Origin of the sequence: Chitinophaga sp. LS1, from assembly GCF_034274695.1 — a bacterium.
In the GTDB taxonomy this organism is placed as follows: Bacteria; Bacteroidota; Bacteroidia; order Chitinophagales; family Chitinophagaceae; genus Chitinophaga.
Genome location: NZ_CP128362.1, coordinates 701865 through 725456, shown reverse-complemented (window position 1 = coordinate 725456; position 23592 = coordinate 701865). Strand labels below are relative to the sequence as shown.

The following is a 23592-nucleotide window of genomic DNA, read 5'->3' as shown; positions in this document are numbered from 1 at the left end:
ATTGAACATAAATAAGCTGTAGTTATTACCCGCCGGGAAAAGGAAGGGCTCATTGTATACTCAAAATAAACTAGTACTTATTCTGTTACTCTAAAATTCTACGTAATGAAAAACACGTTATCGAAAACGGGGGTGATACTCCTGTATCTGCTATTGTTGGGAACCCTGGTACGCGCACAACAGTTGGTGAACCTTTCGGGAAGGGTGACAGCACCAGATGGAACACCCGTGATAGGTGCTACTGTAGCTGTGAAAGGGAAGTCGACGGGTACGGTCACCGACAACATGGGTGCTTATAAGCTGAAAGTCTCGCCCGGCGCCACAATCGTCATCTCATTTATTGGTTATTTGCCACAGGAAATCCCCCTCAACAACCGATCGTCTATTGATGTGATGTTGGCCGAAGACAACAAGAAACTCGAAGAAGTTGTCGTAGTTGGTTATGGACAGCAAAAGAAGAAAGATGTGACCGGGTCTATTGCTTCGATCAGTAGCAAGGCGATCATGGAAGTACCGGTTACAAATGCGCAACAGGCGCTGCAGGGAAGGACCCCTGGTATAGATGTCATTAATAATAGTGCGAAGCCGGGTGATGAGCCGAGAGTACGTGTGCGGGGAACGCGATCGCTTTCTGCCGGAAATGATCCTTTGTATGTAGTAGATGGAATTCCTTTTGCAGGGGCGATGAATGATATCAATCCGGCGGATATCATGTCGATGGATATTTTGAAAGATGCATCTGCGACTGCTATTTATGGTTCGCGAGGTGCGAATGGAGTGGTGCTGGTGACTACGCGAAAAGGGAAAAGTGGGAATAAACCAGTAGTGAGTTATGGAGGGTTGTATGGGTATGTGCATGCACTGGGGCGTACGGATATGATGGATGCCCAGCAGTATACCGAAATGAAAAGAGAGGCGTATCGTACCACAGGGGCTTATGATGATAGTAACCCGGATGCTTCGGATGCGAAGATATTTAATGCGACAGAGTTGGCGAATATCAAGAGAGGCGTGAATACAGATTGGCAGAAGTTGTTGATTAGTCCGGGTTGGCAAACGAGGCATTCCCTGGGTGTGAGTGGAGGATCAGATAAAACAAAGTATGCAGTGACGGGTGGATACTTCAAAGATCAGGGGGTATTGAAATTACAAAGTTATGAGCGCTATAACCTGCATGTGGCAGTGGACCAGGAAATCAGTAAACGTATTACAGTAGGAACTTCGATGCTGGCTGCCTATAGTACGCGTAAAGGCAGTAGTTATAATGGTATGGGAGATGCATTGAAAATGTTGCCGATAGCAGATCCTTATGATGCCAATGGACATCTCATTACATATCCGACGGGTGATAACCAGCAGCCGAATGCATTGTTGAATTATGTACCAGGCAACAGGGTAGAAAATTTGTATCATCTTCGGTTCTTCAATAGTCTGTATGGCGAAGTGACCATTCTCGATGGTTTGAAATATCGCCTGAATGTAGGGACAGATTTACAGCAGAATAATTATGGGTTGTTTTTAGGAAAGAATAGTACAGACCTGCTCATAGGAGGAGGAGATGCGACGGCTACCAAACAAAGCCAGTTTGTGTGGGCGTATACAGTAGAGAATCTGTTGACTTATAACAAGACTTTCCGGCAGAAACATAATCTTGGTGTGACGGCATTGTATAGTGTGCAAAGACAGCGGGAGGATAGTAGTTCAGCATCAGTGAGAGGTATTCCGGTGGAGTGGCAGCAGTATTATGGATTGGGGCAGGCAGCGAATGTGACGGGGATAGGGAGTAGTTTGGGTACGTGGACGATCCTTTCTTATATGGGTCGTGTGAATTATGGATATGATGATAGATACCTGGTAACACTCACTTTGCGTGCGGATGGTTCCAGCCGTTTTGCACCGGGACATAAGTGGGGGTATTTTCCTTCAGTCGCATTGGGTTGGAATATTACGAAAGAGCATTTTATGCAGGGTGCAACATTCTTTGATAATTTGAAATTACGTGCGAGTTATGGTAAGATCGGGAATACGGGGATACCGCCTTATGCCACGCAGGGTTTGTTAGGCAGAACGACTTATTCATTTAATAATAAGGGAACGTTGGGGTATTCGCCCATCTTATTGCGCAATCCTAATCTGACGTGGGAGACGACAACATCTTCGAACATTGGGTTGGATTTTAGTGTGTTGAAGGGAAGGATAAGTGGTACGGTGGAAGTGTATCAACAGAAGACGACAGATTTGTTATTACAGCGATTCCTGCCGTATAGTAATGGGTTTGATTATGTGTTGGAGAATACAGGTGAGACGCAGAATAAAGGGATAGAGGTAGGAATTTCGACCGTGAATATAGAATCGAAGAGTGGGTTTAGCTGGACGATGGATGTGAACTTTTTTATAAACCGGGAAAAGATATTGGCATTGGGAGAGGGCAAGACACAGGATATAGGGAATGGATGGTTTGTGGGGCAGCCAACCTATGTATATTACGATTATAAGAAGGTGGGCATCTGGCAGACGGAAGCTGCGGCACAGGTGTATACACAGCATCAGGGAGAGATACAGTTGGCCGATGTGAATAATGACAAGGTATTGAATGATAAGGATAGGGTGATCTTAGGATCATCGCAGCCGAAGTGGTCTGGAGGTATGACGCAGCGGTTTAGTTATAAAGGATTTGATTTGTCGATAGTAGCGTTTGCGAGAATGGGGAGTATGATCAAGAGTGATTTTTATGCGACCTATAATACATTGTTTGGAAGGTATAATAACCTGGATGTGAATTACTTTACGCCTGCACATCCATCGAATGAATTTCCACGTCCGAATTCAAACCAGGAGCGGCCTAATAACTATAATACGTTGAGTTATTTTGATGGATCTTATTTCAAGATTAGAAATATAGGATTGGGGTATGCGTTGCCAAAGAAGGTGATGGATAGGTGGCAGATGGAGTCGTTAAGATTTTCATTGGATGTGAAGCAGCCGTTGATACTGGCGCCATACAGGCAGAAGTGGAAGGGGATAGATCCGGAGGATGTGAATTTGATTGGTATAGATGCGCCGGCAACGTGGATGTTGCAATTTGGCGTAAACGCAACGTTTTAAATTCTTAAATTATTTTGATCATGAAAAAGTACTTATTCTTAATATTCATAGTGGTGGTATCGTGTAATAAGATGTTGGATGAGGATGTGGTGACGAATGTGACGGATGATTTTTATAATACGCCGGGAGGGTTTTCGACGGCGGTGAGTGGTAGTTATGCGGGTTTGAGAAATTTTTATAGTACAGAGCGGGGGATGACGGTGAGTGTGTTTGGAACGGATACGTATACGAATGGGTCGGATGGGGATTTTAAGTTTGTGAATCAGTATACGTCGCAGTTGAATCCCAGTTATGCGCATTTGAAGGAGATCTGGAATGGGTTTTATCAGGCGATCAATGTGTGTAATGTGGTGACGACGAGGGCGGATGCGATACCGGGACTTGATTCGGCAGTTAAGCTATCGGGAGTGGCGCAGGCGCGGTTTTGCAGGGCGAATTATTATTTTATATTGTTGCAGTTGTTTGGTGATGTGCCGTTGAATTTGAAAGAGAATACTTCGATCGTGACGGAGGCGCATCGTGATCCGGTGGCTGCTGTTTATGCATCGGTGATCAGTGATTTGCAATATGCGGCGGCGGTGTTGCCGGTGTCGCAGACAGATTGGGGGAGGGCAACGAAGCCGGCGGCGGAGCATTTATTGGCGCGGGTGTATTTAACGAGAGCGTCTTCTGCTTCGGCGGTGGGTACGGATTATGATAGTGCGGCGGTGTATTCGACAAGGGTGATATCACAGTATGGATTTCAGTTATTGCCGGATGTGGGGCAGGTATGGGCGCAGGGGAATGAGAAGAATAATGAGACGGTGTTTGCGGTGCAGTATGTGAATGATGCGTTGTATAATTCGTCGGATAATAATGCGTGCAGGTTCTTTTTGATGCAGTATGATGTGTTGTCGGGAATGAAGCGGGATTTGGCGAATGGGACGCCGTGGAAGCGGTTTAGACCGACGAAGTTTTTGTTGGATACGTTGTATAGGGATCGGGTGAATGATGGGCGGTATGAGAAGTTTTTTACGAGGGTTTGGTACTGTAATGTTGCTACAGATAAGTTGAAGGTGGGGGATACTTCGGTGTATATGCCGGGGGTGGATGTGACGGATGGGGAGATAGCGGGTAAGAAGTATTTGTATGTGCCGCCTCGTAATTATACGGAGAAGTTGTATCCATCATTGAATAAGTTTGCGGATGCGTTGCGGCCGGATAATCAGGCGAGTGGTGTGCGGCCATTTATAGCTTATCGGTTGGCGGAGGATTATTTGATAGCGGCGGAGGCGTATATGAAGAAGGGGGATAATGCGACGGCGGTGGAATATATCAATACATTGCGTGTGCGTGCTGCGAAGGTGGGGGCGAGTGATGCGGAGACGGATGTGCATAAGGAGGCGATGAAGATTGGAGAGGGGGATTTGAGTATTGATTTTATATTGGATGAGCGTGGGAGAGAGTTGGTAGGGGAGCAGATGGGATGGTTTGATTTGGTGAGGACGGGGAAGTTGTTGGAGAGGGTGAGGTTGCATAATCCGCAGGGCGGGTTGAATATAGTGGAGAAGCATGTGTTAAGGCCGATACCGCAGGATCAGATTGATAGGAGTAGTAATGAGTTTGGGCAGAATGCGGGGTATTAAAGTTGTGAGTATAAATTGTGCGGTCACTGACCGCACAATTTATATTTTGTTGTGAGATTAGTTGTTTGGTTAAATTGTGCAGACACTGTCTGCACAATTATATCAGATTGATTATCATTCGATAATGACGGTGTATAGGCCTCGTAAAACAGCTTCATGTTGTACAGATTTCTACGAGTGAAGCCTTTCAGATCCGGATGATGTTTTTCAATATGATCTGCTAGTTCAGTTACTGTTTTGTTACCCCAAATAGCATTTTTAACTTTATTACTTATATATGCCCCTACCTGCCAGTAAATATTGATCAATTCAATATTAACTTGCTTGATGGCGTTGCTTCTTGCCTGTTTTATAAGCAAGATGACTTCATCAAAACGTGTCTCCATAAAAATGATTTTACTTGTTGTTTATTAGTCGCTTTAGGTGGGAAAAAGTTGCAGTTGTGCATAGAAAGATTTATTCACTATCTTTAATCTCACCCTTAAAAACCCCCTTCTCTCATGGCTCAAAAAAACATCCTTTTCCTCACCGGAGACTATGCAGAAGATTACGAAACCATGGTACCATTTCAAATGTTACTGATGGTTGGTCATAACGTACATGCAGTATGTCCTGATAAATCGGCAGGGGATAAAGTCATCACCGCCATCCACGATTTTGAAGGTGATCAGACGTATAGTGAAAAACGTGGTCACAATTTTATCCTGAATGCTTCTTTTTCGGATGTAAAACCTGATAAATACGATGCATTGGTGATTGCAGGTGGAAGAGCACCAGAATATTTAAGACTCGATGCACGTGTAATAGAACTGGTAAAGCATTTTGCGCATGCAGATAAGCCGATTGCTGCGATTTGTCATGGTATACAGATATTGACAGTGGCGGATGTGGTGAGAGGCAGGACATTGACAGCTTATCCGGCAGTAGGGCCGGAAGTGACGATTGCCGGTGGGCATTATGCTGCTGTGAATGTAGATGAGGCGGTGACGGATGGGAATTTAGTGACGGCACCTGCATGGCCGGCGCATCCACAATGGATAGCTGCTTTTTTGAAGGTGTTGGGAACGGAGATTAAATTATGAGGTGGTATGCTTTTAGGTTTTTAGCGTTTTTTGAAGATTTTAAAGGTTTAGTGGTTTAAAGCTTTAATGGTTTAAAGGTTTAGTGGTTTAAAGGTTTAGTGATTTAATGGTTTAAAGCTTTGGTGTTATAACGTTTTAAAGTTTTAGTGGTTTATCATCTTTTTGAAGTTTTAATGTTTTTAAAGCTTTAATAGTCATTAAAGAAAAGGCCTTTGCACATGCGAAGGCCTTTTTACGCATAATTCAATGATATTTATTATTTTTGGTATACAATCCTTTTCCTATGAAACGATATTTCCTCCTCTCTTTACTCCTGTGTCCGGCAATTTTCGCTCATGCGCAGCAAGCTGATTCCCTGGTGAAATTCCAGAAAGATGGAAAATATGGCTTCAATGATGCTGCGGGTCATGAAAAGATCCCTGCTCAGTATGAGGCAGTGGGTGAATTCGTGGGTGGAGCAGCACCTGTGAAGGCAAAAGGGAAGTATGGATTTGTCTTTGCTAATGGGAAGCATTCTGCTTATAAGTATGATTCTGCATGGGTGAAGGGGCAATTCTTTTTTGTGAGTAAGAAACAGAAGCAGGGATTGCTGGATAGTACGGGAAAGGAATGGGTGGCGCCGGTTTATGAGGAGGTAAAGCCAGAAAAGGATGGATATGCGAGGATTAAGGTGGGGGAATTTTATGGGATGGTGAACAGTAAGGGGAAGGTAGTCCTGAAACCAGCTTATGATATGATAAGTGGGGTGAGTCATCATAGTGTATTGATTTATAATGGCGAGAAATGTGGGCGTGCTAATTTGAAGACGGGGCAGATTATTGGAACTCAATATGATAAAGTAGGGCCATTTAAGGATGGGCTGGCATGGGTGAAGCAGGATAATAAGTTTGGGTTTGTGAATGATAAAGGAGAGGTGGTGATTCCGGTTATGTATGACAGGGTAGGGAATTTTAATGAGGGGTATGCGCCGGTTGGGGTGAGTGGGAAGTTTGGGTTTATAGATATGGCAAATAGGGAGGTGATTGCGCGTAAGTATGATAATGCGGTTATTTTCCAGAATGGGAGAGGGTTGATTAAGTTGAATGGGAAGGTGGGGTATGTGGATAAGGAGGGGAATGAGACATGGACGGAGTCGGTGCCGGCGGCAGGGAAATAGCCGGATAAATAAATAATTGAAAATTACAGAATACAGGAGAGAATCAGTTCCTGTAAGAGGATTCTTTACCTCCCGGAGATAGTTATTGTATGATTATTTTTGTTTGTTGCAACCAATCATACAGTTTTATTAATATATGACGAAGATCACATTGGTTTCACACCAAACTATCCACAATCCTATCAATCTTAATTACTTTTTATTACCTTTGCAGCCAAATTCTGGAGCTCCTAAAGGGCTTTTAGTCATATAAACTTTACGTAATACATAAAACATTATGTCCGGTCAGCTTAAAGAAGTTCGCAACCGAATTAAGTCCACACAGTCCAACCTGCAGATCACTAAGGCTATGAAAATGGTGAGTGCTGCGAAACTGCGTCGTGCGCAGGATGCAATTTTACTGATGCGTCCTTATGCCGTTAAATTGCAGGAAATGTTGCAAAACATTGTTTCCAACAGTGAAGGCAGCATTGACCTGGCATTGGCAGCAGAGCGTCCTGTTGAAAAGGTATTACTAGTTGTAATAACCTCGGACAGAGGCTTATGTGGTGCTTACAATTCAAACCTGATCAAGCTGACTAAGCAGGTGATCCGTGAAAAATACCAGGAACAGTTTGAAAAAGGTCATGTAACTATCCTGCCTATCGGTAAGAAAGGTTGGGAGCATTTTGGTAAGAATGGTTACAAAATGAACGACACTTACTGGCACCTGTTCGCTCACCTGGATTTCGATCACGTGAAGGAAGCGGCTGCAGCTGCAATGGATGGTTTCACCAGCGGTCAATATGATGCCGTTGAGATCATTTATAGCCAGTTCAAAAATGCCGCTACCCAGTTTTATAAAGCTGAACAATTCCTGCCAATCGCAAAGGTGGAGGAAGAAGTTCCGGCTGCTAAAGGCAAGAAAGCTGCGAAGGCTGACTTTATCTTCGAACCGGAAAAGCAAACTTTGATTGCTGAACTGATGCCGAAGATCCTGAATACACAGTTGTACAAAGCGATGCTGGATGCGAATGCTTCTGAGCATGGTGCCCGTATGACGGCGATGGATAAGGCGACAGAGAATGCAAATGAACTGTTGCGTAACTATAAGATCAGCTACAACCGTGCACGTCAGGCGGCGATTACAACCGAACTGACTGAGATCGTGAGTGGTGCAGCGGCGCTGGAAGGTTAATAGCCTGAAAGAGGGCCAGTTACAACCCTGCATAACAAGCGAACTGATTTAGATTGTGAGTGGTGCAGCGGTGCTGGAAGTCTAATCTTCTGACTTAAGATCTGCTACAACCCCATGTGACAACTGAATTCATTGAGATTGTGAGTGGTGTAGTTTTTCTGGAAGGGTAATAGCCTGACTTATACACATCGTATTAACAACGATAATTTTTGATTTCTTCATAAAGGTCAAAGACTGTATTTTCGGTCTTTGACTTTTTAGCTTATAGGCGCTGACGCCAGCAATTGAAAACCGGATAATGGAAATCTCACAGATCATACCTCATGTTGAATCACTGATATTCGCTGCTGACAGACCCCTGCCTGTGCTGGATATCACCGACTTGTTGAATAATGCACTGGCTTTTTTGGAAGACAGGGTTACTGTTGACCAGGTGGAGACGGCTATTGAGGCTATACGGGAAAAGTATAGCTCGGAGTTTTATGCGTTTGAAGTGAGAGAGAGTGGGGGAGGGTTTCAGTTTCTGACCAAGAAAGAATATTATCAGACTGTGGCGCAGCTGAATGGGGATAAGTTCCTGAAAAGGCTGTCTACAGCGGCGTTGGAGACGTTGGCGATTGTGGCGTATAAGCAGCCTATTTCAAAAGGGGAGATTGAGCATATTCGTGGGGTGAGTACGGATTATTCCATTACTAAATTGTTGGAGAAGGAGTTGATTGTGATTTCCGGGAGGAGTGAGACTTTGCCAGGGAAGCCGCTGTTGTATACTACTTCGAAGGCGTTTATGGATTATTTCGGGTTGAATTCAGCTTCGGATCTGCCGAAATTGAAGGAAGTGTTTGAGGAAGAGGGGGTGCAGCCGACGTTTATGATGGGAGTAGGAGGAAATGGACAGGAGGATGATAATCTGATACTGTCAGTTTCTGAGAATGGAGAGTTGATGGGTGATATTTTGCCGGTGATTGAGGATGAGGTGAGTGGGCAGTTGGAACTGCCGTTGGGAGAGGAAGAGGTGGAAGAGCAAACAAAAGAGGGCGAAGTGACAGAACTGCCTGTGGCGGAGGAAGAGGTTGAACAACCTGCAGCTGAAAGTGAAGAAGGGAGTGAAGAAGAGCCTGCGGCAGCAGATGAAGAAGATAAAAAAGAGGATCCTGATAATGTGATTATAGAGACGATACATATTGAGGATGTGGTGTATGTGCCGGATCCGACGGAGGAAGAGATGGAAGAGGAGGATGGTGAAGATGGGGAGGAGGATGAAGATGTTGTGGATGGTGATGAAGAAGAGGATAGCGAGGAAGAGGATGACGAGGAAGAAGATGAGGAGGAAGGGGATGAAGAAGAAGAAGATGACGAGGACGAAGATGAGGAGGACGAAGAAGAAGATGGCGAGGAAGGGGATGATGAAGAAGACGATGACGAGGAGGAAGATGACGATGAGGATGAAGAAGACGACGACGATGAGGATGAAGACGATGAGGATGAAGACGATGAAGACGATGACGAGGATGAAGAAGACGATGACGAAGATGAAAATAACGACGAAGACGAAGAAAAAGGAGAAGATGATGATCATCCATCTCATTCAAAATAAACAACAAAAACGCTTTTGCCATCCGGCAAAAGCGTTTTTGTTTGGGGGCCGTAAAGGAGCCTGCGGCCAGTAAAAAAATCCAGCAAAAAAGTCCTTCGGCTGGCTTCCCCAAAGCCACCTTCCCCAAATCCACCTCGAGAAAAAGTTACCTCGATAAAAGGTCACCTCCCCAAAAGCCTCCTCCCCAAAACCACCTCTAGAAAAAGCCTGGCGCCAGCTACGCCACGCCACCCTACAACTGCTTCACCACCTCCACAAATATCTCACTCAACTTCCTATCCGTATTCCCTGCCACTTCTATTATCTCCTCTATACTCACCGCATGCAAATTATCCGGATCACACTCATCCGTAATCACACTCACCGCTGCACACGGTAACTTAATCTGATTCGCCACTATCACCTCCGGCACCGTACTCATCCCCACCATATCACCCCCTATCATCCTCAAAAACCGATACTCCGCCCTCGTCTCCAAATTAGGCCCAGGTACCGCCACATACACTCCCGTCCTCAAAAAATACCCCACCTTATGCGCCGCCGCCTTCAGCAACTTTCCCAACTCTTCATCATAAGGCATACTCATATCCGGAAACCTCACGCCAAACACCGGGGAATTCAACCCCCGAAGCGGATTCTCCGGCTGTAAATTAATATGATCATCCAACAGCACCATATCCCCCTTCTTAAACGCCGGTCGCATCCCACCCGCGGCATTACTCAATAATAGTTTCTCCACCCCCAATGCCTTCATTACCCGTATCGGAAATGTAATCTGCTGCATGGAGTACCCTTCATAATAATGAAATCGCCCTTGCATCGCAATAACAGGGGTCTCACCAATCTTACCAAAGATCAGCTGACCCTTATGCGACTCTACCGTCGATAAGGAAAAATGGGGTATCTCATAGTATGAGATTGTCTTGCTCACAACAATATGTTGTACCAGCTGGCCCAGACCTGTGCCCAATACGATCCCTACGCGGGCTTTATCAACATTAAAAGGAGAAAGAAAATTGACAGCTGCTTCGATCTGTGATTCTAAGGGATGCATAATCATTGAGTTAAGTAATTAGTGGAATTAAAAAAGCAGGCTGGAATCTAACTTCCAGGCCTGCTTTAAATATATTAATTCTACTGAATTAGCGCGCTACATTAACAGCACGTTTCTCCCTGATCACGGTCACCTTAATTTGTCCAGGATACTGCATATCATTCTGGATCTTGTTCGCGATTTCAAATGAAAGACGATCTGCATCGTTGTCTGTCACTTTCTCACTCTCTACGATCACGCGCAGTTCACGACCTGCCTGAATTGCATACGCTTTTTCCACACCATCATGTGCCAGCGCCAGGTTTTCCAGATCTTTGATACGCTGCAGGTAGCTCTGCATGATTTCACGACGGGCACCAGGACGGGCACCAGAGATGGCATCACAAGCCTGTACAATCGGAGAGATCACATATTGCATTTCCATTTCATCGTGGTGTGCACCGATCGCATTCACTACCGCTGCATGCTCACCATATTTCTCAGCCAGCTTGGCACCCAGCAGGGCGTGGCTCAGTTCAGTTTCTTCATCAGGTACTTTACCAATATCATGGAGCAGACCAGCACGTTTTGCCAGTTTAGGGTTCAGACCCAGTTCTGCTGCCATTACCGCACACAGGTTAGCTGTTTCCTTGGAGTGCATGAGCAGGTTCTGACCATAAGAAGAGCGGAAACGCATCTTACCTACAAGTCTGATCAGCTCCTTGTGCAGACCATGGATGCCCAGTTCGATCACGGTTCTTTCACCGATATCCATTACCTGTTCTTCCAGTTGTTTCTTCGTTTTTTCAACTACTTCTTCGATACGTGCAGGGTGAATACGACCATCCTGTACCAGTCTTTGCAGGGACAGACGAGCGATTTCACGACGCAGTGGGTCAAAAGAAGATAATACAATAGCTTCAGGGGTGTCGTCTACGATCAGGTCAACTCCGGTAGCCGCTTCGATAGCGCGGATGTTACGACCTTCACGACCAATGATCTGGCCTTTGATTTCATCACTTTCCAGGTTGAAAACAGTGATTGCGTTTTCGATGGTCTGCTCTGCAGCTGTACGCTGGATGGATTGTATAATGATTTTCTTAGCTTCCTTGTTTGCTTTCAGTTTAGCATCTTCGATGATCTCCTGTATGTGGGAGAGGGCCTGTGAGCGGGCTTCTTCTTTCAGGCTTTCGATGAGCTGATGACGTGCTTCTTCTGCTGTAAGTGCCGCTACTTTTTCAAGACGGCGAATATGTTCTTCCTGGTGTTTTTCGAGTTCGGTACGTTTTACAGCTACCAGCTCCATCTGGCGGGTCAGGTTTTCCTTGATCGCCTCATTCTCCTGCATCTGTTTCGTTAAGGTGTCTGTCTTCTGTGTCAGACTCAGTTCTTTCTGTTTGATGCGGTTTTCTGCATCTGCCATTTTCTGGTTGCGCGCCAGGGTTTCTTTTTCATGCTCACTTTTCAACTGCAGGAATTTCTCCTTTGCTTCCAGTATTCTGTTCTTTTTCTCATTCTCAGCGACTACTTTCCCATCTTCTACGATCTTTTGTGCCTGAGCCTCAGCTTCCTGTATTTTTATTTGTGTGTTCTTAGCAAATATAACCTTGCCTAGCAGTATTCCTATGATCAACGCAGCTACTGCTGTTATTGCTACGATTAAAGTAGATTCCATTTCAATAATTTTAACTTGATTTATGTTGCATTCCTGGCCACATCCCTATTCCGTGGAAAAGGTAGAGGGTGAGAACTGATTCACGAAAATACAAAAAAGAATGTGCTGCAATGCAGTACAGTTGAGGATTTGTAGGTATTTTGGCCGGCCAGACCCCCGTATGGGCCATCAGGCGCAGCTTTCATGAACGGGGAAGCGACAGTAATTTGCTGAACGTTAAATTGCTATATCGTATTTATATATTAGAATATATTACTTTCTAGAAATCCACTTTTTCAAAACATTTCAGCCCCTTCCTATCATCCATCACTTACCGGACTCAACATTTCTTATTACAAAACATCTTCTTTTCAGGGTGCATATTAATATATTTCCTTCATTTTTAAATTATTAATAGGGACTCTTTTGCATTTCCTGAACCGAGGTTGGTTGAATTTATTTTAAGTGCTCATCGATCAATGTCTCCAGATGTTGCAGCTTCTCCTCCAGAAATGGTTGCAGACCAGCCTGCACTTTTCCACCGTGGGTAACAGGATGGGTCGAGTACATGATCAGCGCCATCGCGATGTAATCCTGTAAGTCTTTGCCCGCATACGCAGTTTTGAATTCTATGATCTTTTCGTTCACTTCCTTCATGGTCCGGCGTACTTCCTCTTCTTCTTCCGGCTTGATTTTTAATCTGTAGGACCTGTCTGCTACGATAATATTAATGGGGATCAGCGGTTCCATGGTTGTGTCGTTTATATGTTTAATAAGGCGATACAGCGGTCAATCTCCCTGATATATTCATTGATCTTATTGCGCATTTCCTTCTTAAACTCTTCGTCATCTTCCTTGTTTCCGGGAGTACCCTGTGCAGCACCCGCGATTCTGGCCAAGTGTAACTTATTGTCCAGCTCATCGAGCTGCTGTTGCTTCATTATCAGTTCGTTGTCCTTGATTTGCAACGTTTCTTTGAGCGATACATTCTCCGACTGCACCTGTTGCAGCTTTTTCAGCAACTGTTGCAGCTTTTCTTCAATTCGTAGTATGTGTTGCTCCAAAGCCAATGTTCAAATGTACTTATGAGTACAAATTACGGATTATGAATTGATAATAGAAACTACCGGAGATTAATATTCAAGAGATTTTAACAAAAAATGCTCCACCCGGGCTATGATACCTGCGTGGAGCATTTTAATTATTTTCTGATCTCAGCCTGGAGTTGTGTCTGGAAGGTTTTGATGAGCTTTTCCATTACCGCATCGATCTCCTTGTCAGTCAACGTCTTTTGCGCATCCTGGAAGGTGAAGCTTACTGCGTAAGACTTCTTATTATTACCCAGCTTTTCGCTTTCGAATACGTCGAAGAGGTTTACGTTCTGCAGGAGTGGAGACTTCACAGTTTTTACTGCGGCCTCTACTGCAGCGTATTTCACCTGTTTGTCAAGGATGAGTGCCAGGTCACGACGTACGGATGGGAACTTAGGAATCTCTTTATAGAAGCTTTCTGTTTTTTGCAACAGGCTTAACAAATTCAGCCAGTTGAAATCTGCAAACCATACTGGTTGTTTGATGTCGAACTGTTTCAGTTTTGCATTGTCCACAGCACCGAGGGTCACTACCGATTTGTTTTTTACTACGATCTCCCAGGTATGCTGTTCTCCTTCTTTCCATTGCAATCCCTTGATACCCAGTAGTTGCAATACGTTTTGCACATAACCTTTCAGGAAGTAGAAGTCAACCGGTGCTGCTTTGTGCAACCAGCTTTCTGCCACCTTCTGACCCGTGAGGTACAGGCTCAGGTGAGCTGTTTCTTCATATTTATGTTCGCCGCTGGTGGCGTAAGTATTACCGAATTCGAAGAACAACAGGTTGTCATTTCTGCGGTTCAGGTTGTGCGATACACTTTCCAGACCGGTTTCCAGCATGGAAGGACGCATGATGTCCAGGTCTTCGGTCAGACTGTTGATCATACGAACGGTCGTAGCCAGTACCTCGGGTGAGTAGTACTTACTGTTCGTGATGGAGTTGGTGAAGATTTCATTGAAACCATTCGATGCCAGGTAGTTAGCCACCTTTTCACGGATCTTTTCCTTGTCAGGACGGGAAGCCGGAGACGGGGTAATCTGCACCTGGGTAGGAATGTCAATATTATCCAGACCATCTATACGCATTACTTCTTCCACGATATCTGCAGGAATGCTGATATCTGGTTTGGAGTAAGGAACTGCTACGCGGAAGTGCTCATCAGTCTTAGACAGGAATGTGAATCCAAGGCTCACCAGGATGCGTTCAATTTTGTCAGCAGGGTATGCTTTACCACTTAACTTCTGGATATATTTCCAGGAGGTTTCCACTTCCACAGCAGGCTTAGGTGCAGGATATACATCTATGATGCCTGAGGCAGCCTGGCCACCGGCCAGTTCACAGATCAGGGCAGCGGCACGTTGTAAAACGTATACGGTACCTGAGATATCCACACCTTTTTCAAAACGGGCAGCAGCGTCAGTGCGCAATCCATGACGGAAAGAGGTAGGACGGATGCTGGCAGCAGCGAAGCAGGCGCTTTCCAGGAAAATATTAGTGGTAGTATCGGATACACCTGTGTGCAGGCCACCGAATACACCGGCCAGGGCCATTGGTTCGCTGTCTGCATTGCAGATCACGAGGTCAGCGGCATCCAGTTTACGTTCCTTTTCGTCGAGGGTGACGAAGGGGGTATTCTGTGGCAGGTTCTTTACCCGGATCTGGCGGCCTTTGATAGTATCAGCATCGAAAGCGTGCAATGGCTGACCTGTTTCATGCAGGATGAAGTTGGTGATATCCACTACATTACTAATAGAACGGATGCCGATTGCCTGCAGGCGATGTGCCAGCCATTCAGGAGAAGGACCTACTTTCACACCGGTGAGGGTGATACCTGCATAACGAGGGCAGGCGGTAGTATTTTCGATGGATACGGCGATGTCGTAGCGGTCTTTTGCTTCAGGCAATGGAGCCAGGGCAGGGATTTTCGCTTTGTTATCGAGCGTATTGCCGGTATTGTTCAGGTAAGCACACACATCCTTTGCCACGCCCAGATGACTCATAGCATCCATGCGATTAGGGGTGAGGCCGATTTCATACACCCAGTCCTCAAAAGGTTTGAATATTTCACGGGCAGGGGTACCTGGGGTCAGGGAAGGATCCAGCACAAGGATACCTGCATGACTGCTACCGAGGCCGATTTCGTCTTCAGCGCAGATCATACCATGGCTTTCTTCGCCACGGATCTTTGCTTTTTTCATGGTCAGCGGTTCGCCGGAGGCAGGGTAGATGGTCACACCGATGGGGGCCACCACTACTTTTTGTCCAACAGCAACGTTCGGCGCACCACAAACAATGTTGAGGGGCTCAGCGGCACCGATATTGACAGTAGTCAGTCTCAGTTTGTCAGCATTGGGATGTGGTACTGCGGTGAGTACTTCTCCGATGACAAGTCCTTCCAGACTGCCTTTAACAGATTCGAATTCTTCCAGGCTTTCAACTTCCAGACCTATGCGTGTCAGGATCACAGATAGTTCCTCCGGTGTTGGTTTCACCGGCAAATAGTCACACAGCCAATTGTATGAAATAGTCATTTGATTAATTAATAAGTCCGTAAAGGTAAAATTAATGTACGAATGTGCCAATGTTGGTCGCATTGCACAAAACTGACTAAGAAGTGTTAGCAATCTCAACTAAAAAGGAGCGATCTTTGCAGGATGTGGATAAGTCCGCCGGTAATCACATCAGGCATATCTCCAAACCAATGGGGAAAAACTTTTTTAACAATGTTTGTGATTATGTGCACCTTTGTATGGGGATTGTGCGTTAATAATGTGAATAAGTGATTTGCAGTCAGTGGATAACTGACATTTTGCGGGTGTATATCCTGTGAATTGTGTCTTATAAACTATATCAGCAATCAATCCTTGTTAAATGAATAAATGCGGTTACCTTAGTTTTTACGGCCCTAAAAAGCTTTACAATTTCGAAATCGAGAAGGACATAACAGGTACAAAAAATTGTAAAAGAAACTAAGGATAGCCACGACATATAGTTTTTTTGGTTAACAGAATCAGATAAAAAATAAATGGATCTCAATCTAAAGAAAGACCGCAATGTACGTCGCAAGCCGTCCGTTGATGTATCTACCATGATGTACGGTAAAATTCCACCTCAGGCAAAGGACATGGAAGAGGCCGTATTGGGAGCCATTATGCTGGAAAAAGGGGCGTTTGACACCGTGGTAGAGATCTTGAAAGGTGAATGTTTTTATGTAGAGGCACATCAGAAAATCTTTACTGCCATGACCCGCCTGGCGGGTAAGTCCATGCCTGTGGACATCCTCACAGTGGTAGAAGAGTTACGATCAATGGGCGAACTGGAGATAGTAGGTGGACCCTATTATATCACCCGTCTTACAAATATGGTGGTATCTTCCGCCAATATTGAGGCGCATGCCCGTATTATTCTGCAAAAGTTCATTCAGAGAGAGTTGATCCGTATTTCAGGAGAGATCTTATCTGAATCATACGAAGATACTGCCGACGTATTCGACCTGCTCGACTCCGCCGAAAGTAAACTCTTTGAGGTGACGAACAATCACCTTCGTAAGAACTATGACAGTATCGACCGCGTACTGGTGAATACCATGAAGCGTATCGAAGATCTGCGTAACAAAGGTGATGATATCACAGGGGTACCTTCCGGGTTCCCTTCTCTCGATAGGGTAACTTATGGCTGGCAGTCAACGGATCTGATCATCATCGCGGCACGTCCGGCGGTGGGTAAGACTGCGTTTGCACTTAACCTGGCCAGAAATGCTGCGTTGCATCCCCGCTTTCCGAAAGGTGCGGCCGTGTTCAGCCTTGAAATGTCTTCCGGGCAGATCGTACAGCGTATTCTCTCTGCCGAGTCAGAGATTAAGCTGGAAAAGATCACCCGTGGTAAGCTGGAAGAGTACGAGATGAAGAAGCTGATGACGCATGGTATCGAAAGACTGGCGAAGGCGCCGATCTTTATTGATGATACCCCGGCACTGAACATTTTTGAATTGCGAGCGAAAGCCCGTCGTCTGGTACACAACCATGGCGTAGGTGTGATCATCATTGACTACCTGCAGCTGATGAGTGGTCATGCAGATGGTAAGGGTAGTAACCGTGAGCAGGAGATCTCCAAGATATCCCGTGATCTGAAAGGGTTGGCGAAGGAACTGCACGTACCGATCATTGCATTGTCACAGCTGAGCCGTGATGTGGAAAAGAGAAAGGATGGTAACAAGATGCCACAGCTGTCTGACTTGCGTGAATCTGGTGCGATCGAGCAGGATGCTGACATGGTAATGTTCCTGTACCGTCCTGAGTACTATGAAATCAATACCAATGAGATGGGTGAATCCAATAAAGGTGAAACCCACGTGCGTATAGCGAAACACCGTAATGGTCAGCTGGATACGATCAAGCTGAGAGCGATACTGGAATTCCAGCGCTTTGAGGATGATGGTAGTCTGGAGAATCCTGGTGGCGGCGGCGGCAACTTTATGCCGGTTGGTAATTCAGGTAAGGATTCATATGGTGGTGCTACGGACGAAGCAAAGCTGTACATCCAGAAAGGATCACGTATGAATGATATGGACTTCGATGAAGAGGCGCCTTTTTAGCAATAAAAAGGTTTACGATATAAGGCGCTTCTTCACCGAAGCGCCTTTTTTTATTACTGGAAATGGGGTTTATTTCCGTTAGCGGATTCCCATTTATTTCTATCAAATTTTAACAACGTGTGGACTAAGTATCAAACTTATTATAAAGACAATTTTAAACTGGCATATCCGGTCGTTATTAGTCAGCTGGGGCATACGATGGTGGCCCTTTCTGATACCATTATTATAGGGCATACGGGCGATGTACCGCTGGCGGCAGTGGCGCTGGGGAGTAGTATTTTTTCTATTTGCATGGTGATCGGCATTGGGATGTCGTATGGATTGACCCCATTGATCGCGCAGGAGTATGGCAGGCAGAATAAGAATGCCTGTGGAGATCTGTTGCGACATAGTCTTGTGATCAATTTAGTGATGGGCGTGGTGATGAGTACATTGATCTATGTGGGGAGTAATTACCTGTATAAACTGGACCAGGTACCGGCGGTGGCTGTGCAGGCGAAGCCTTTTCTGAAATTATTGGGGGTATCTTATTTCCCATTGATGGTGTTTTTGTCATTTAAGCAATTTGCAGAGGGGCTTGGGTTTACGAAGCAGGCCATGCATATCAGTATTATTGGGAACATTGTCAACATTGTGGTGGGGATTGCATTGGTGTATGGCATTGGAGGATTGCCACGGTTGGGGGTGATTGGTGTAGGGATTGGCACCTTGACAGATCGTATACTGATGGCGGTGGCGATGTGTTGGTATGTGTTGACGGCCCATCGTTTCAAGCCTTATCTGAAGGCGTTTGCGGCAAAGTATTTATCATGGCAGACGATTAAAAAGATATTGGGGATTGGTACCCCGGTAGCGTTGCAGTATGTGTTTGAAATCAGTGCGTTTAGCAGTGCGATTATTATGGCGGGATGGATTGGCGCAAGGGAGCAGGCGGCGCATCAGATAGCGATCAATTTAGCTTCTATCACTTACATGATGGCGAGTGGAATTTCGGCGGCTGCGGGGATTAAGAGTGGGAATCATTTTGGGGCGAAGCAGTTGAGGGAGTTACGGTTATCCGCGATAGCGAGTTATCATATGGTGTTGATCATGATGGGTACGACGGCGTTGATATTTTTAGTGGGATGCAGGGTATTGCCGCTGATGTACATCAATGATCCGGCGGTGGTGGAGATAGCGGCGCATTTGATTTTGATAGCGGCGTTCTTTCAGTTGTTTGATGGTACGCAGGTGGTTGGATTGGGGATATTGAGGGGATTGGGAGATGTGAAGATTCCGACTGTGATTACCCTATTGGCGTATTGGGTATTGGGTTTACCGGTTGCATATTTGTTAGGGATATATTGGGGCTATGGCATCCAGGGTATCTGGTGGGGGTTATTATTGGGACTACTCACAGCTTCGGTATTGTTGTTCCTGAGATTTCAGCATAAGACTACTCAATTGAACGCTTTTACAGCGGTTTAGTGACCTTTTAGCGGTATATTCATAGTATGATTATACATGGGAAACGACCTTTTAAGCAGCGTACCAAATAGGGTATGACACTTGCTCCGATGAGGAGTGGGCGGTTCGTGCTGCGTATGAAAAGTTCGTTGACGGGGAAGAGGGTTCGTCGGGATCCGGTGTTTAGGCCATTGATGGAGGATGCCGGGCGGATGAAGGTGGCGTCGCCTTTGGCGGCGAGGGTGTATAGGGAGTTGGAGATTGGGGATGTGCAGGTATATCGGAAAATGGTGGGGCGGGCGAAGGAGTTGTTGAAAAGGATGAGTGAGGTGGAGATTGAGGGTATTTTAAGAAAAGAAAATGGCCCGGTGGAAGTTGTAAAGGTTTCCACCGGGGGAAGTATATCTGTAAGCTGTGCTGGAAATGAGGGTGTTTCTGGGATGATTAGTCCGATAAGCTATGATGAAAATGAAGGTACCTCCGGGAAAATTATTCCGATCGGGAATGCTGGAAATGAGGGTGTTTATGGGATAATGAGTTCGATAGGGTGTACTAAAAATGAGGGTATCTCCGGGAAAATTATTCCGATAAGGGAGATGATTCCAATGGTGGATGTCCCTATTTTCAGGCTTTATCATTTTTCTTCTTTTTATAAGAGCTCCGCATAGCTTTTGTGTTTTCCTTTAATAGCTGATAGGCGGTGCTGTTTATCTTTTTCACGGATAATGCTTTCCACTTGTTGATATCATCTTCAAATTCCTTGTGGAAAAGACGTTTCGATAAATCACTCATTACATTGTAATCCGCCAGCGGGTGGGCGTTCACACTGTTTTTATTCCCATTGCTGATAAAGAATTTTATCAGGGAATACAGCATTGTATTTGCCATACTCAATTCAGTGAGTTTAGCCCTGTATTCCAGGTCTTTGCCTGCTATACCGGGAAATAGCTGGTAGTCTTTTAAATGCCGGCCTTCGTGGGCGAGATAACTGACGAGGAATTTTTCGCTCTTTTTGTCATATGCGTCGGAGACGCAATATAAGGCATCAGTCACCGCCCATCCACCGGGATAGAATTTACCTAAAGAGGCGTAATCTTCCCAGCCAAGGGTTACAAAGTTCTGCATGAGTACTACCCGTACATTTAGTAGTTCCATATTTATATGAAAAGAGTAAGTCGTATCTGTTTGTTTACGCCATACCAGCAGATCGTAGAGTCTACCTACCTGTCCGATACCATCCGTAGAAAATAAGTTTTTTGATTTGATATATGCATTGAATGTTTCTTTCAGCGAATCAATGGGTTTTGTGTTTTCTACATGGAAAAACTGACACAATTTAGTGGCTAATTCTCCATCATAATTGTTAGCAGTATCCAGTAATGATTTTCGCCAGTAGTCGTGGAAGATTATCAGGAGAGAATCTATGCCGGAAGTGTGTTTTATCAGGTAATCAGACTGGTCATTTTCGTATTTGAAGCGTTTTTCAAATTCAGGTGCGAGGTGTTGGGGTACATATTGCAACGCCCTGGTTACATTGGCATCTAAGCAGGAACTGTAAAACCGGGTAGAGTCGGATTGGGCAAAGGTGCAGAGGGGGAATAAAATGAAGAGAAGAAGGGAGAACCGCATGTTTTTTCTACAAAGGAAGGGCAGGGGGGATTTTCAAAATTGTATGGAATTAACTTTTCGGCAGGTTATGGGATTAGCTTTTCGGCATCGGATGGAATTAACTTTTCGGCAGGTTATGGGATTAGCTTTTCAGCATCGGATGGGATTAACTTTTCGGCAGGTTATGGAATAGCTTTTCAGCATCGGATGCAATTAACTTTTCAGCAGTTTGCGGAATTGAAGGGGCGAGATGTGATAGGCTTTTTTAAACGACCTGATAAAATGGGCGTCATCATAGAAGCCGTTGTCAAAGCTGATGTCGGAGATAGTCTTAGGGGTATTTAATAGTTGGTGCACCGCATGATTGAGTTTTATTTTGAGTTGGTAGGTGCCAATGGTTTCTCCTGTCTTTTCTTTGAATGCCCGGGCCAGGTAATTAGGATGGACATATACCCTTTGTGCCAGTGAATGTGGGGTATGAAAAAAATCTTTCTCGGCATGCAGGATCCCGATCACTTGTATGAGCCATGTCAGATTTTGATTGCGTTCCGGCAATGGCTGATCAATAAAGAAACCGGGATCTGCAGCAAAGGATTTATTTAGTAAAAAGTCTACTATCAGTTGGTAGAAATAGGCTTTATTGTCATTTGTATAGAGAAAGAAATCTTCCTTTTCCCTGTGGGAGATTTCGATATTTATACACGACACCGTATCCGTTACGAATTCATTTTTATGGATATGGTGTCTGCTTCTATACACGATATCACCTGGCTTGATGAGAATAGATTCATTCCTGAAGTTTTCAACATATTCTCCTGCTAAGAGGATGCTGAAATAGTCGTTTTTATGGGCATGGGGCTGCGTCTCACCATACAGATGTGCTGTCTTGCTGAGGATCAGGTCATGATGAATACTTGTTCGTTCATTGACCCCTAAAAACTCACCTTCATTTAAAATGATCATATACGGCTTTGGAAATTTGGGCGATCCAGGCTTCTCTTTCAGCATCACTTCCTTTTGAATCGGATACGAATACTGTCAGTATCAGGTGTTTTCCATTTGGTAAGATAATGATACCACTATCATTTGTGGCAGCAGTGAATCCATTATTTGTGCCGGAGGTACCGGTTTTATGAGCTACTATTGTGCCTTTGGGCAATAGCCCTTTGATGCGGTTTGCGCCCGGGTAAGATCCGGCTAAGTCTTTCCAGAGGGTATTGTATGATGCGCTGGACAATACTTTATTTTGGAGGTAGATCTTATATAATTGGGTGATACCTATTGGCGTTGCCCAGTTACGATATTGGGTGGTATCATTGCTTTGTTGTTCCTTTTCGGTGGTGGCGATGTTGATACCTTTTACACCGAGGCTTTTAATGTAAGCGTTTGTTTTCTTAGTTCCTCCTAATAAACGCAGCAATACATCGCAGGCTGTGCCATCGCTCTCCATGATATTGTACCTGGATATTTCCCTGAGGGTCATGCTCACACCGCCATTTGGATGTGCATCACGGATAGGGCTATGTCCTATGGGCATAATGTCGTCTTTGGTAATGAGGATCTTTTCATCCAGTTTATATTTCCCGATATCTACCTGATGCAGGATGGCCAGGGAGATGGGGAACTTATACACGCTTTGCATAGGATAATGATCATTGCCTCTGTAAGTAAGAGTATCACCGGTTTCCAGCAATAAGGTAGCTACGCCGATATGTGCATTGGAATGTGTGGCGATAGAATCGATCGTTTTCCGGAGAGCGGTAGTTTGTGCGTGAACGGTAGCAGACAGGCATGCAAGTAATATAACAATGGCGGTCTTTCGTGGCATATAATTTTTATTACCTTGAAGATACACCAAATATTTTATGATAGGTGAAATAGCTGATCGCTAAAATCAGCATGACAAATATAGGGAAGAAGGTCTGGCCGTTGGAAAGACCGTCTACTGCGGCATGGGAAACTGCTGCGCTGATCAGGTTAAAAGTAAAGCCGGCATATGCCCATTCTTTGATCCTGCCTTTGAAGAAGGGAAGAATTAATACCAGCGCTCCCGTTACTTTGAAGATGGTGAGGAGTACCCGGAAATATTCAGGATAACCCAGATGTACAAACCCTTCTTTGGCTAATTGAGAATTGCCATAGATGGCAGGCATCACGCCTTCGAAGAGGAAGAAGATAGAGGTGGTAACCCAGTAAATGATCTTAGTCGTTTTCATATAGTATAATTTACAATTGTAAATATAGATTTGTTCACAGAAAATTGTGAGGGGGGAGTACGTCAATAAAGGGGGAAATTGCGACTGAAGGGGAAAAGAGGATAAGAGGATAAGAGATGATGTTTGATACATCAGACAGTAATTTGATTGATTTGGTTCGGTCATACGATTCAGAAGAGTCAGCATCATTTTCTCGTACCAATTAAATAGC

Annotated in this window: 19 protein-coding genes; 9 read left to right on the top strand and 10 right to left on the bottom strand. The window is 44.9% G+C overall.

Going from position 1 to position 23592, the window contains the following annotated elements:
• Positions 1-105 precede the first annotated feature (105 nt).
• Both QQL36_RS02975 and QQL36_RS02970 read left to right on the top strand, forming a co-directional pair.
• Positions 106-3105, top strand: a complete 3000-nt coding sequence (locus tag QQL36_RS02975) for a SusC/RagA family TonB-linked outer membrane protein (protein ID WP_083720130.1) — start codon at positions 106-108, stop codon at positions 3103-3105.
• 20 nt (positions 3106-3125) lie between these two features.
• Positions 3126-4730, top strand: coding sequence for a RagB/SusD family nutrient uptake outer membrane protein (locus tag QQL36_RS02970; RefSeq protein ID WP_321568849.1), 1605 nt, complete (start codon positions 3126-3128; stop codon positions 4728-4730).
• Between the two features lie 23 nt (positions 4731-4753).
• Here the strand turns inward: QQL36_RS02970 and QQL36_RS02965 are convergent, their stop codons facing one another.
• Positions 4754-5116, bottom strand: a complete 363-nt coding sequence (locus QQL36_RS02965) for a DUF1016 N-terminal domain-containing protein (protein ID WP_321568848.1) — start codon at positions 5114-5116, stop codon at positions 4754-4756.
• Between the two features lie 114 nt (positions 5117-5230).
• Between QQL36_RS02965 and QQL36_RS02960 the strand changes: the two genes are divergently transcribed.
• The 4 genes from QQL36_RS02960 (at position 5231) to scpB (ending at position 9739) form a co-directional block, all read left to right on the top strand.
• On the top strand, positions 5231-5812 hold the full coding sequence (locus QQL36_RS02960) for a DJ-1/PfpI family protein (protein WP_321568847.1): 582 nt from the start codon (positions 5231-5233) through the stop codon (positions 5810-5812).
• 283 nt (positions 5813-6095) lie between these two features.
• Positions 6096-6968 carry a WG repeat-containing protein gene (locus tag QQL36_RS02955; protein ID WP_321568846.1) on the top strand — a complete coding sequence of 291 codons (873 nt, stop codon included), beginning with the start codon at positions 6096-6098 and terminating at the stop codon, positions 6966-6968.
• A gap of 277 nt (positions 6969-7245) precedes the next feature.
• A complete protein-coding gene (gene atpG / locus QQL36_RS02950; RefSeq protein ID WP_321568845.1) occupies positions 7246-8145 on the top strand; it encodes an ATP synthase F1 subunit gamma in 900 nt (299 codons plus the stop codon).
• 298 nt (positions 8146-8443) lie between these two features.
• Positions 8444-9739, top strand: a complete 1296-nt coding sequence (scpB, locus tag QQL36_RS02945) for an SMC-Scp complex subunit ScpB (RefSeq protein WP_321568844.1) — start codon at positions 8444-8446, stop codon at positions 9737-9739.
• A 232-nt stretch (positions 9740-9971) separates the two neighbouring features.
• Here scpB and QQL36_RS02940 read toward each other — a convergent pair whose 3' ends face one another.
• The 5 genes from QQL36_RS02940 to pheT all read right to left on the bottom strand — a co-directional run bounded on the left by QQL36_RS02940 (position 9972) and on the right by pheT (position 16048).
• The gene (locus QQL36_RS02940) at positions 9972-10793 is read right to left on the bottom strand and encodes a purine-nucleoside phosphorylase (RefSeq protein ID WP_321568843.1); all 822 of its coding nucleotides are present in this window, start codon (positions 10791-10793) and stop codon (positions 9972-9974) included.
• Positions 10794-10881: 88 nt separating this feature from the next.
• Positions 10882-12447: a ribonuclease Y gene (rny, locus tag QQL36_RS02935; protein WP_083720139.1), complete on the bottom strand. Its 1566-nt coding sequence runs from the start codon at positions 12445-12447 to the stop codon at positions 10882-10884.
• A gap of 435 nt (positions 12448-12882) precedes the next feature.
• On the bottom strand, positions 12883-13176 hold the full coding sequence (locus QQL36_RS02930; protein ID WP_083720140.1) for a cell division protein ZapA: 294 nt from the start codon (positions 13174-13176) through the stop codon (positions 12883-12885).
• Positions 13177-13187: 11 nt separating this feature from the next.
• Complete coding sequence (locus tag QQL36_RS02925; RefSeq protein WP_143708671.1) at positions 13188-13490, bottom strand: hypothetical protein; 303 nt, start codon at positions 13488-13490, stop codon at positions 13188-13190.
• A 137-nt stretch (positions 13491-13627) separates the two neighbouring features.
• Positions 13628-16048: a phenylalanine--tRNA ligase subunit beta gene (gene pheT / locus QQL36_RS02920; protein WP_321568842.1), complete on the bottom strand. Its 2421-nt coding sequence runs from the start codon at positions 16046-16048 to the stop codon at positions 13628-13630.
• Positions 16049-16542: 494 nt separating this feature from the next.
• On the opposite strand from pheT, the gene dnaB reads away from it, so the two are divergent.
• From dnaB to QQL36_RS02905, 3 genes are all read left to right on the top strand, one after another.
• Entirely contained in the window at positions 16543-18111 is a 1569-nt protein-coding gene (dnaB, locus tag QQL36_RS02915) for a replicative DNA helicase (RefSeq protein WP_083720143.1), read from the top strand.
• Between the two features lie 117 nt (positions 18112-18228).
• On the top strand, positions 18229-19578 hold the full coding sequence (locus QQL36_RS02910; RefSeq protein ID WP_321568841.1) for an MATE family efflux transporter: 1350 nt from the start codon (positions 18229-18231) through the stop codon (positions 19576-19578).
• 116 nt (positions 19579-19694) lie between these two features.
• Positions 19695-20225 carry a hypothetical protein gene (locus QQL36_RS02905; protein WP_321568840.1) on the top strand — a complete coding sequence of 177 codons (531 nt, stop codon included), beginning with the start codon at positions 19695-19697 and terminating at the stop codon, positions 20223-20225.
• On the opposite strand, the gene QQL36_RS02900 is transcribed toward QQL36_RS02905, so the two are convergent.
• From QQL36_RS02900 to QQL36_RS02885, 4 genes are all read right to left on the bottom strand, one after another.
• The gene (locus QQL36_RS02900; RefSeq protein ID WP_321568839.1) at positions 20182-21186 is read right to left on the bottom strand and encodes a hypothetical protein; all 1005 of its coding nucleotides are present in this window, start codon (positions 21184-21186) and stop codon (positions 20182-20184) included. The two genes, QQL36_RS02905 and QQL36_RS02900, sit on opposite strands and share 44 nt — an antisense overlap.
• 192 nt (positions 21187-21378) lie before the next feature.
• On the bottom strand, positions 21379-22128 hold the full coding sequence (locus QQL36_RS02895) for an AraC family transcriptional regulator (protein ID WP_321568838.1): 750 nt from the start codon (positions 22126-22128) through the stop codon (positions 21379-21381).
• Entirely contained in the window at positions 22112-22993 is an 882-nt protein-coding gene (gene bla, locus QQL36_RS02890) for a class A beta-lactamase (RefSeq protein WP_321568837.1), read from the bottom strand. Before bla ends, QQL36_RS02895 begins: the two co-directional genes overlap by 17 nt.
• A gap of 10 nt (positions 22994-23003) precedes the next feature.
• Positions 23004-23381 carry a DoxX family protein gene (locus QQL36_RS02885; RefSeq protein ID WP_083720156.1) on the bottom strand — a complete coding sequence of 126 codons (378 nt, stop codon included), beginning with the start codon at positions 23379-23381 and terminating at the stop codon, positions 23004-23006.
• Between the last annotated feature and the right edge of the window lie 211 nt (positions 23382-23592).

Coding starts and splice junctions, on each gene's coding strand:
- scpB (WP_321568844.1), top strand. CDS start 8,444: ATGGAAATCTCACAGATCATACCTCATGTTGAATCACTGATATTCGCT.
- atpG (WP_321568845.1), top strand. CDS start 7,246: ATGTCCGGTCAGCTTAAAGAAGTTCGCAACCGAATTAAGTCCACACAG.
- QQL36_RS02930 (WP_083720140.1), bottom strand. CDS start 13,176: ATGGAACCGCTGATCCCCATTAATATTATCGTAGCAGACAGGTCCTAC.
- rny (WP_083720139.1), bottom strand. CDS start 12,447: ATGGAATCTACTTTAATCGTAGCAATAACAGCAGTAGCTGCGTTGATC.
- QQL36_RS02940 (WP_321568843.1), bottom strand. CDS start 10,793: ATGCATCCCTTAGAATCACAGATCGAAGCAGCTGTCAATTTTCTTTCT.
- QQL36_RS02905 (WP_321568840.1), top strand. CDS start 19,695: ATGAAAAGTTCGTTGACGGGGAAGAGGGTTCGTCGGGATCCGGTGTTT.
- QQL36_RS02885 (WP_083720156.1), bottom strand. CDS start 23,381: ATGAAAACGACTAAGATCATTTACTGGGTTACCACCTCTATCTTCTTC.
- pheT (WP_321568842.1), bottom strand. CDS start 16,048: ATGACTATTTCATACAATTGGCTGTGTGACTATTTGCCGGTGAAACCA.
- dnaB (WP_083720143.1), top strand. CDS start 16,543: ATGGATCTCAATCTAAAGAAAGACCGCAATGTACGTCGCAAGCCGTCC.
- QQL36_RS02975 (WP_083720130.1), top strand. CDS start 106: ATGAAAAACACGTTATCGAAAACGGGGGTGATACTCCTGTATCTGCTA.
- QQL36_RS02895 (WP_321568838.1), bottom strand. CDS start 22,128: ATGATCATTTTAAATGAAGGTGAGTTTTTAGGGGTCAATGAACGAACA.
- bla (WP_321568837.1), bottom strand. CDS start 22,993: ATGCCACGAAAGACCGCCATTGTTATATTACTTGCATGCCTGTCTGCT.
- QQL36_RS02900 (WP_321568839.1), bottom strand. CDS start 21,186: ATGCGGTTCTCCCTTCTTCTCTTCATTTTATTCCCCCTCTGCACCTTT.
- QQL36_RS02955 (WP_321568846.1), top strand. CDS start 6,096: ATGAAACGATATTTCCTCCTCTCTTTACTCCTGTGTCCGGCAATTTTC.
- QQL36_RS02965 (WP_321568848.1), bottom strand. CDS start 5,116: ATGGAGACACGTTTTGATGAAGTCATCTTGCTTATAAAACAGGCAAGA.
- QQL36_RS02960 (WP_321568847.1), top strand. CDS start 5,231: ATGGCTCAAAAAAACATCCTTTTCCTCACCGGAGACTATGCAGAAGAT.
- QQL36_RS02970 (WP_321568849.1), top strand. CDS start 3,126: ATGAAAAAGTACTTATTCTTAATATTCATAGTGGTGGTATCGTGTAAT.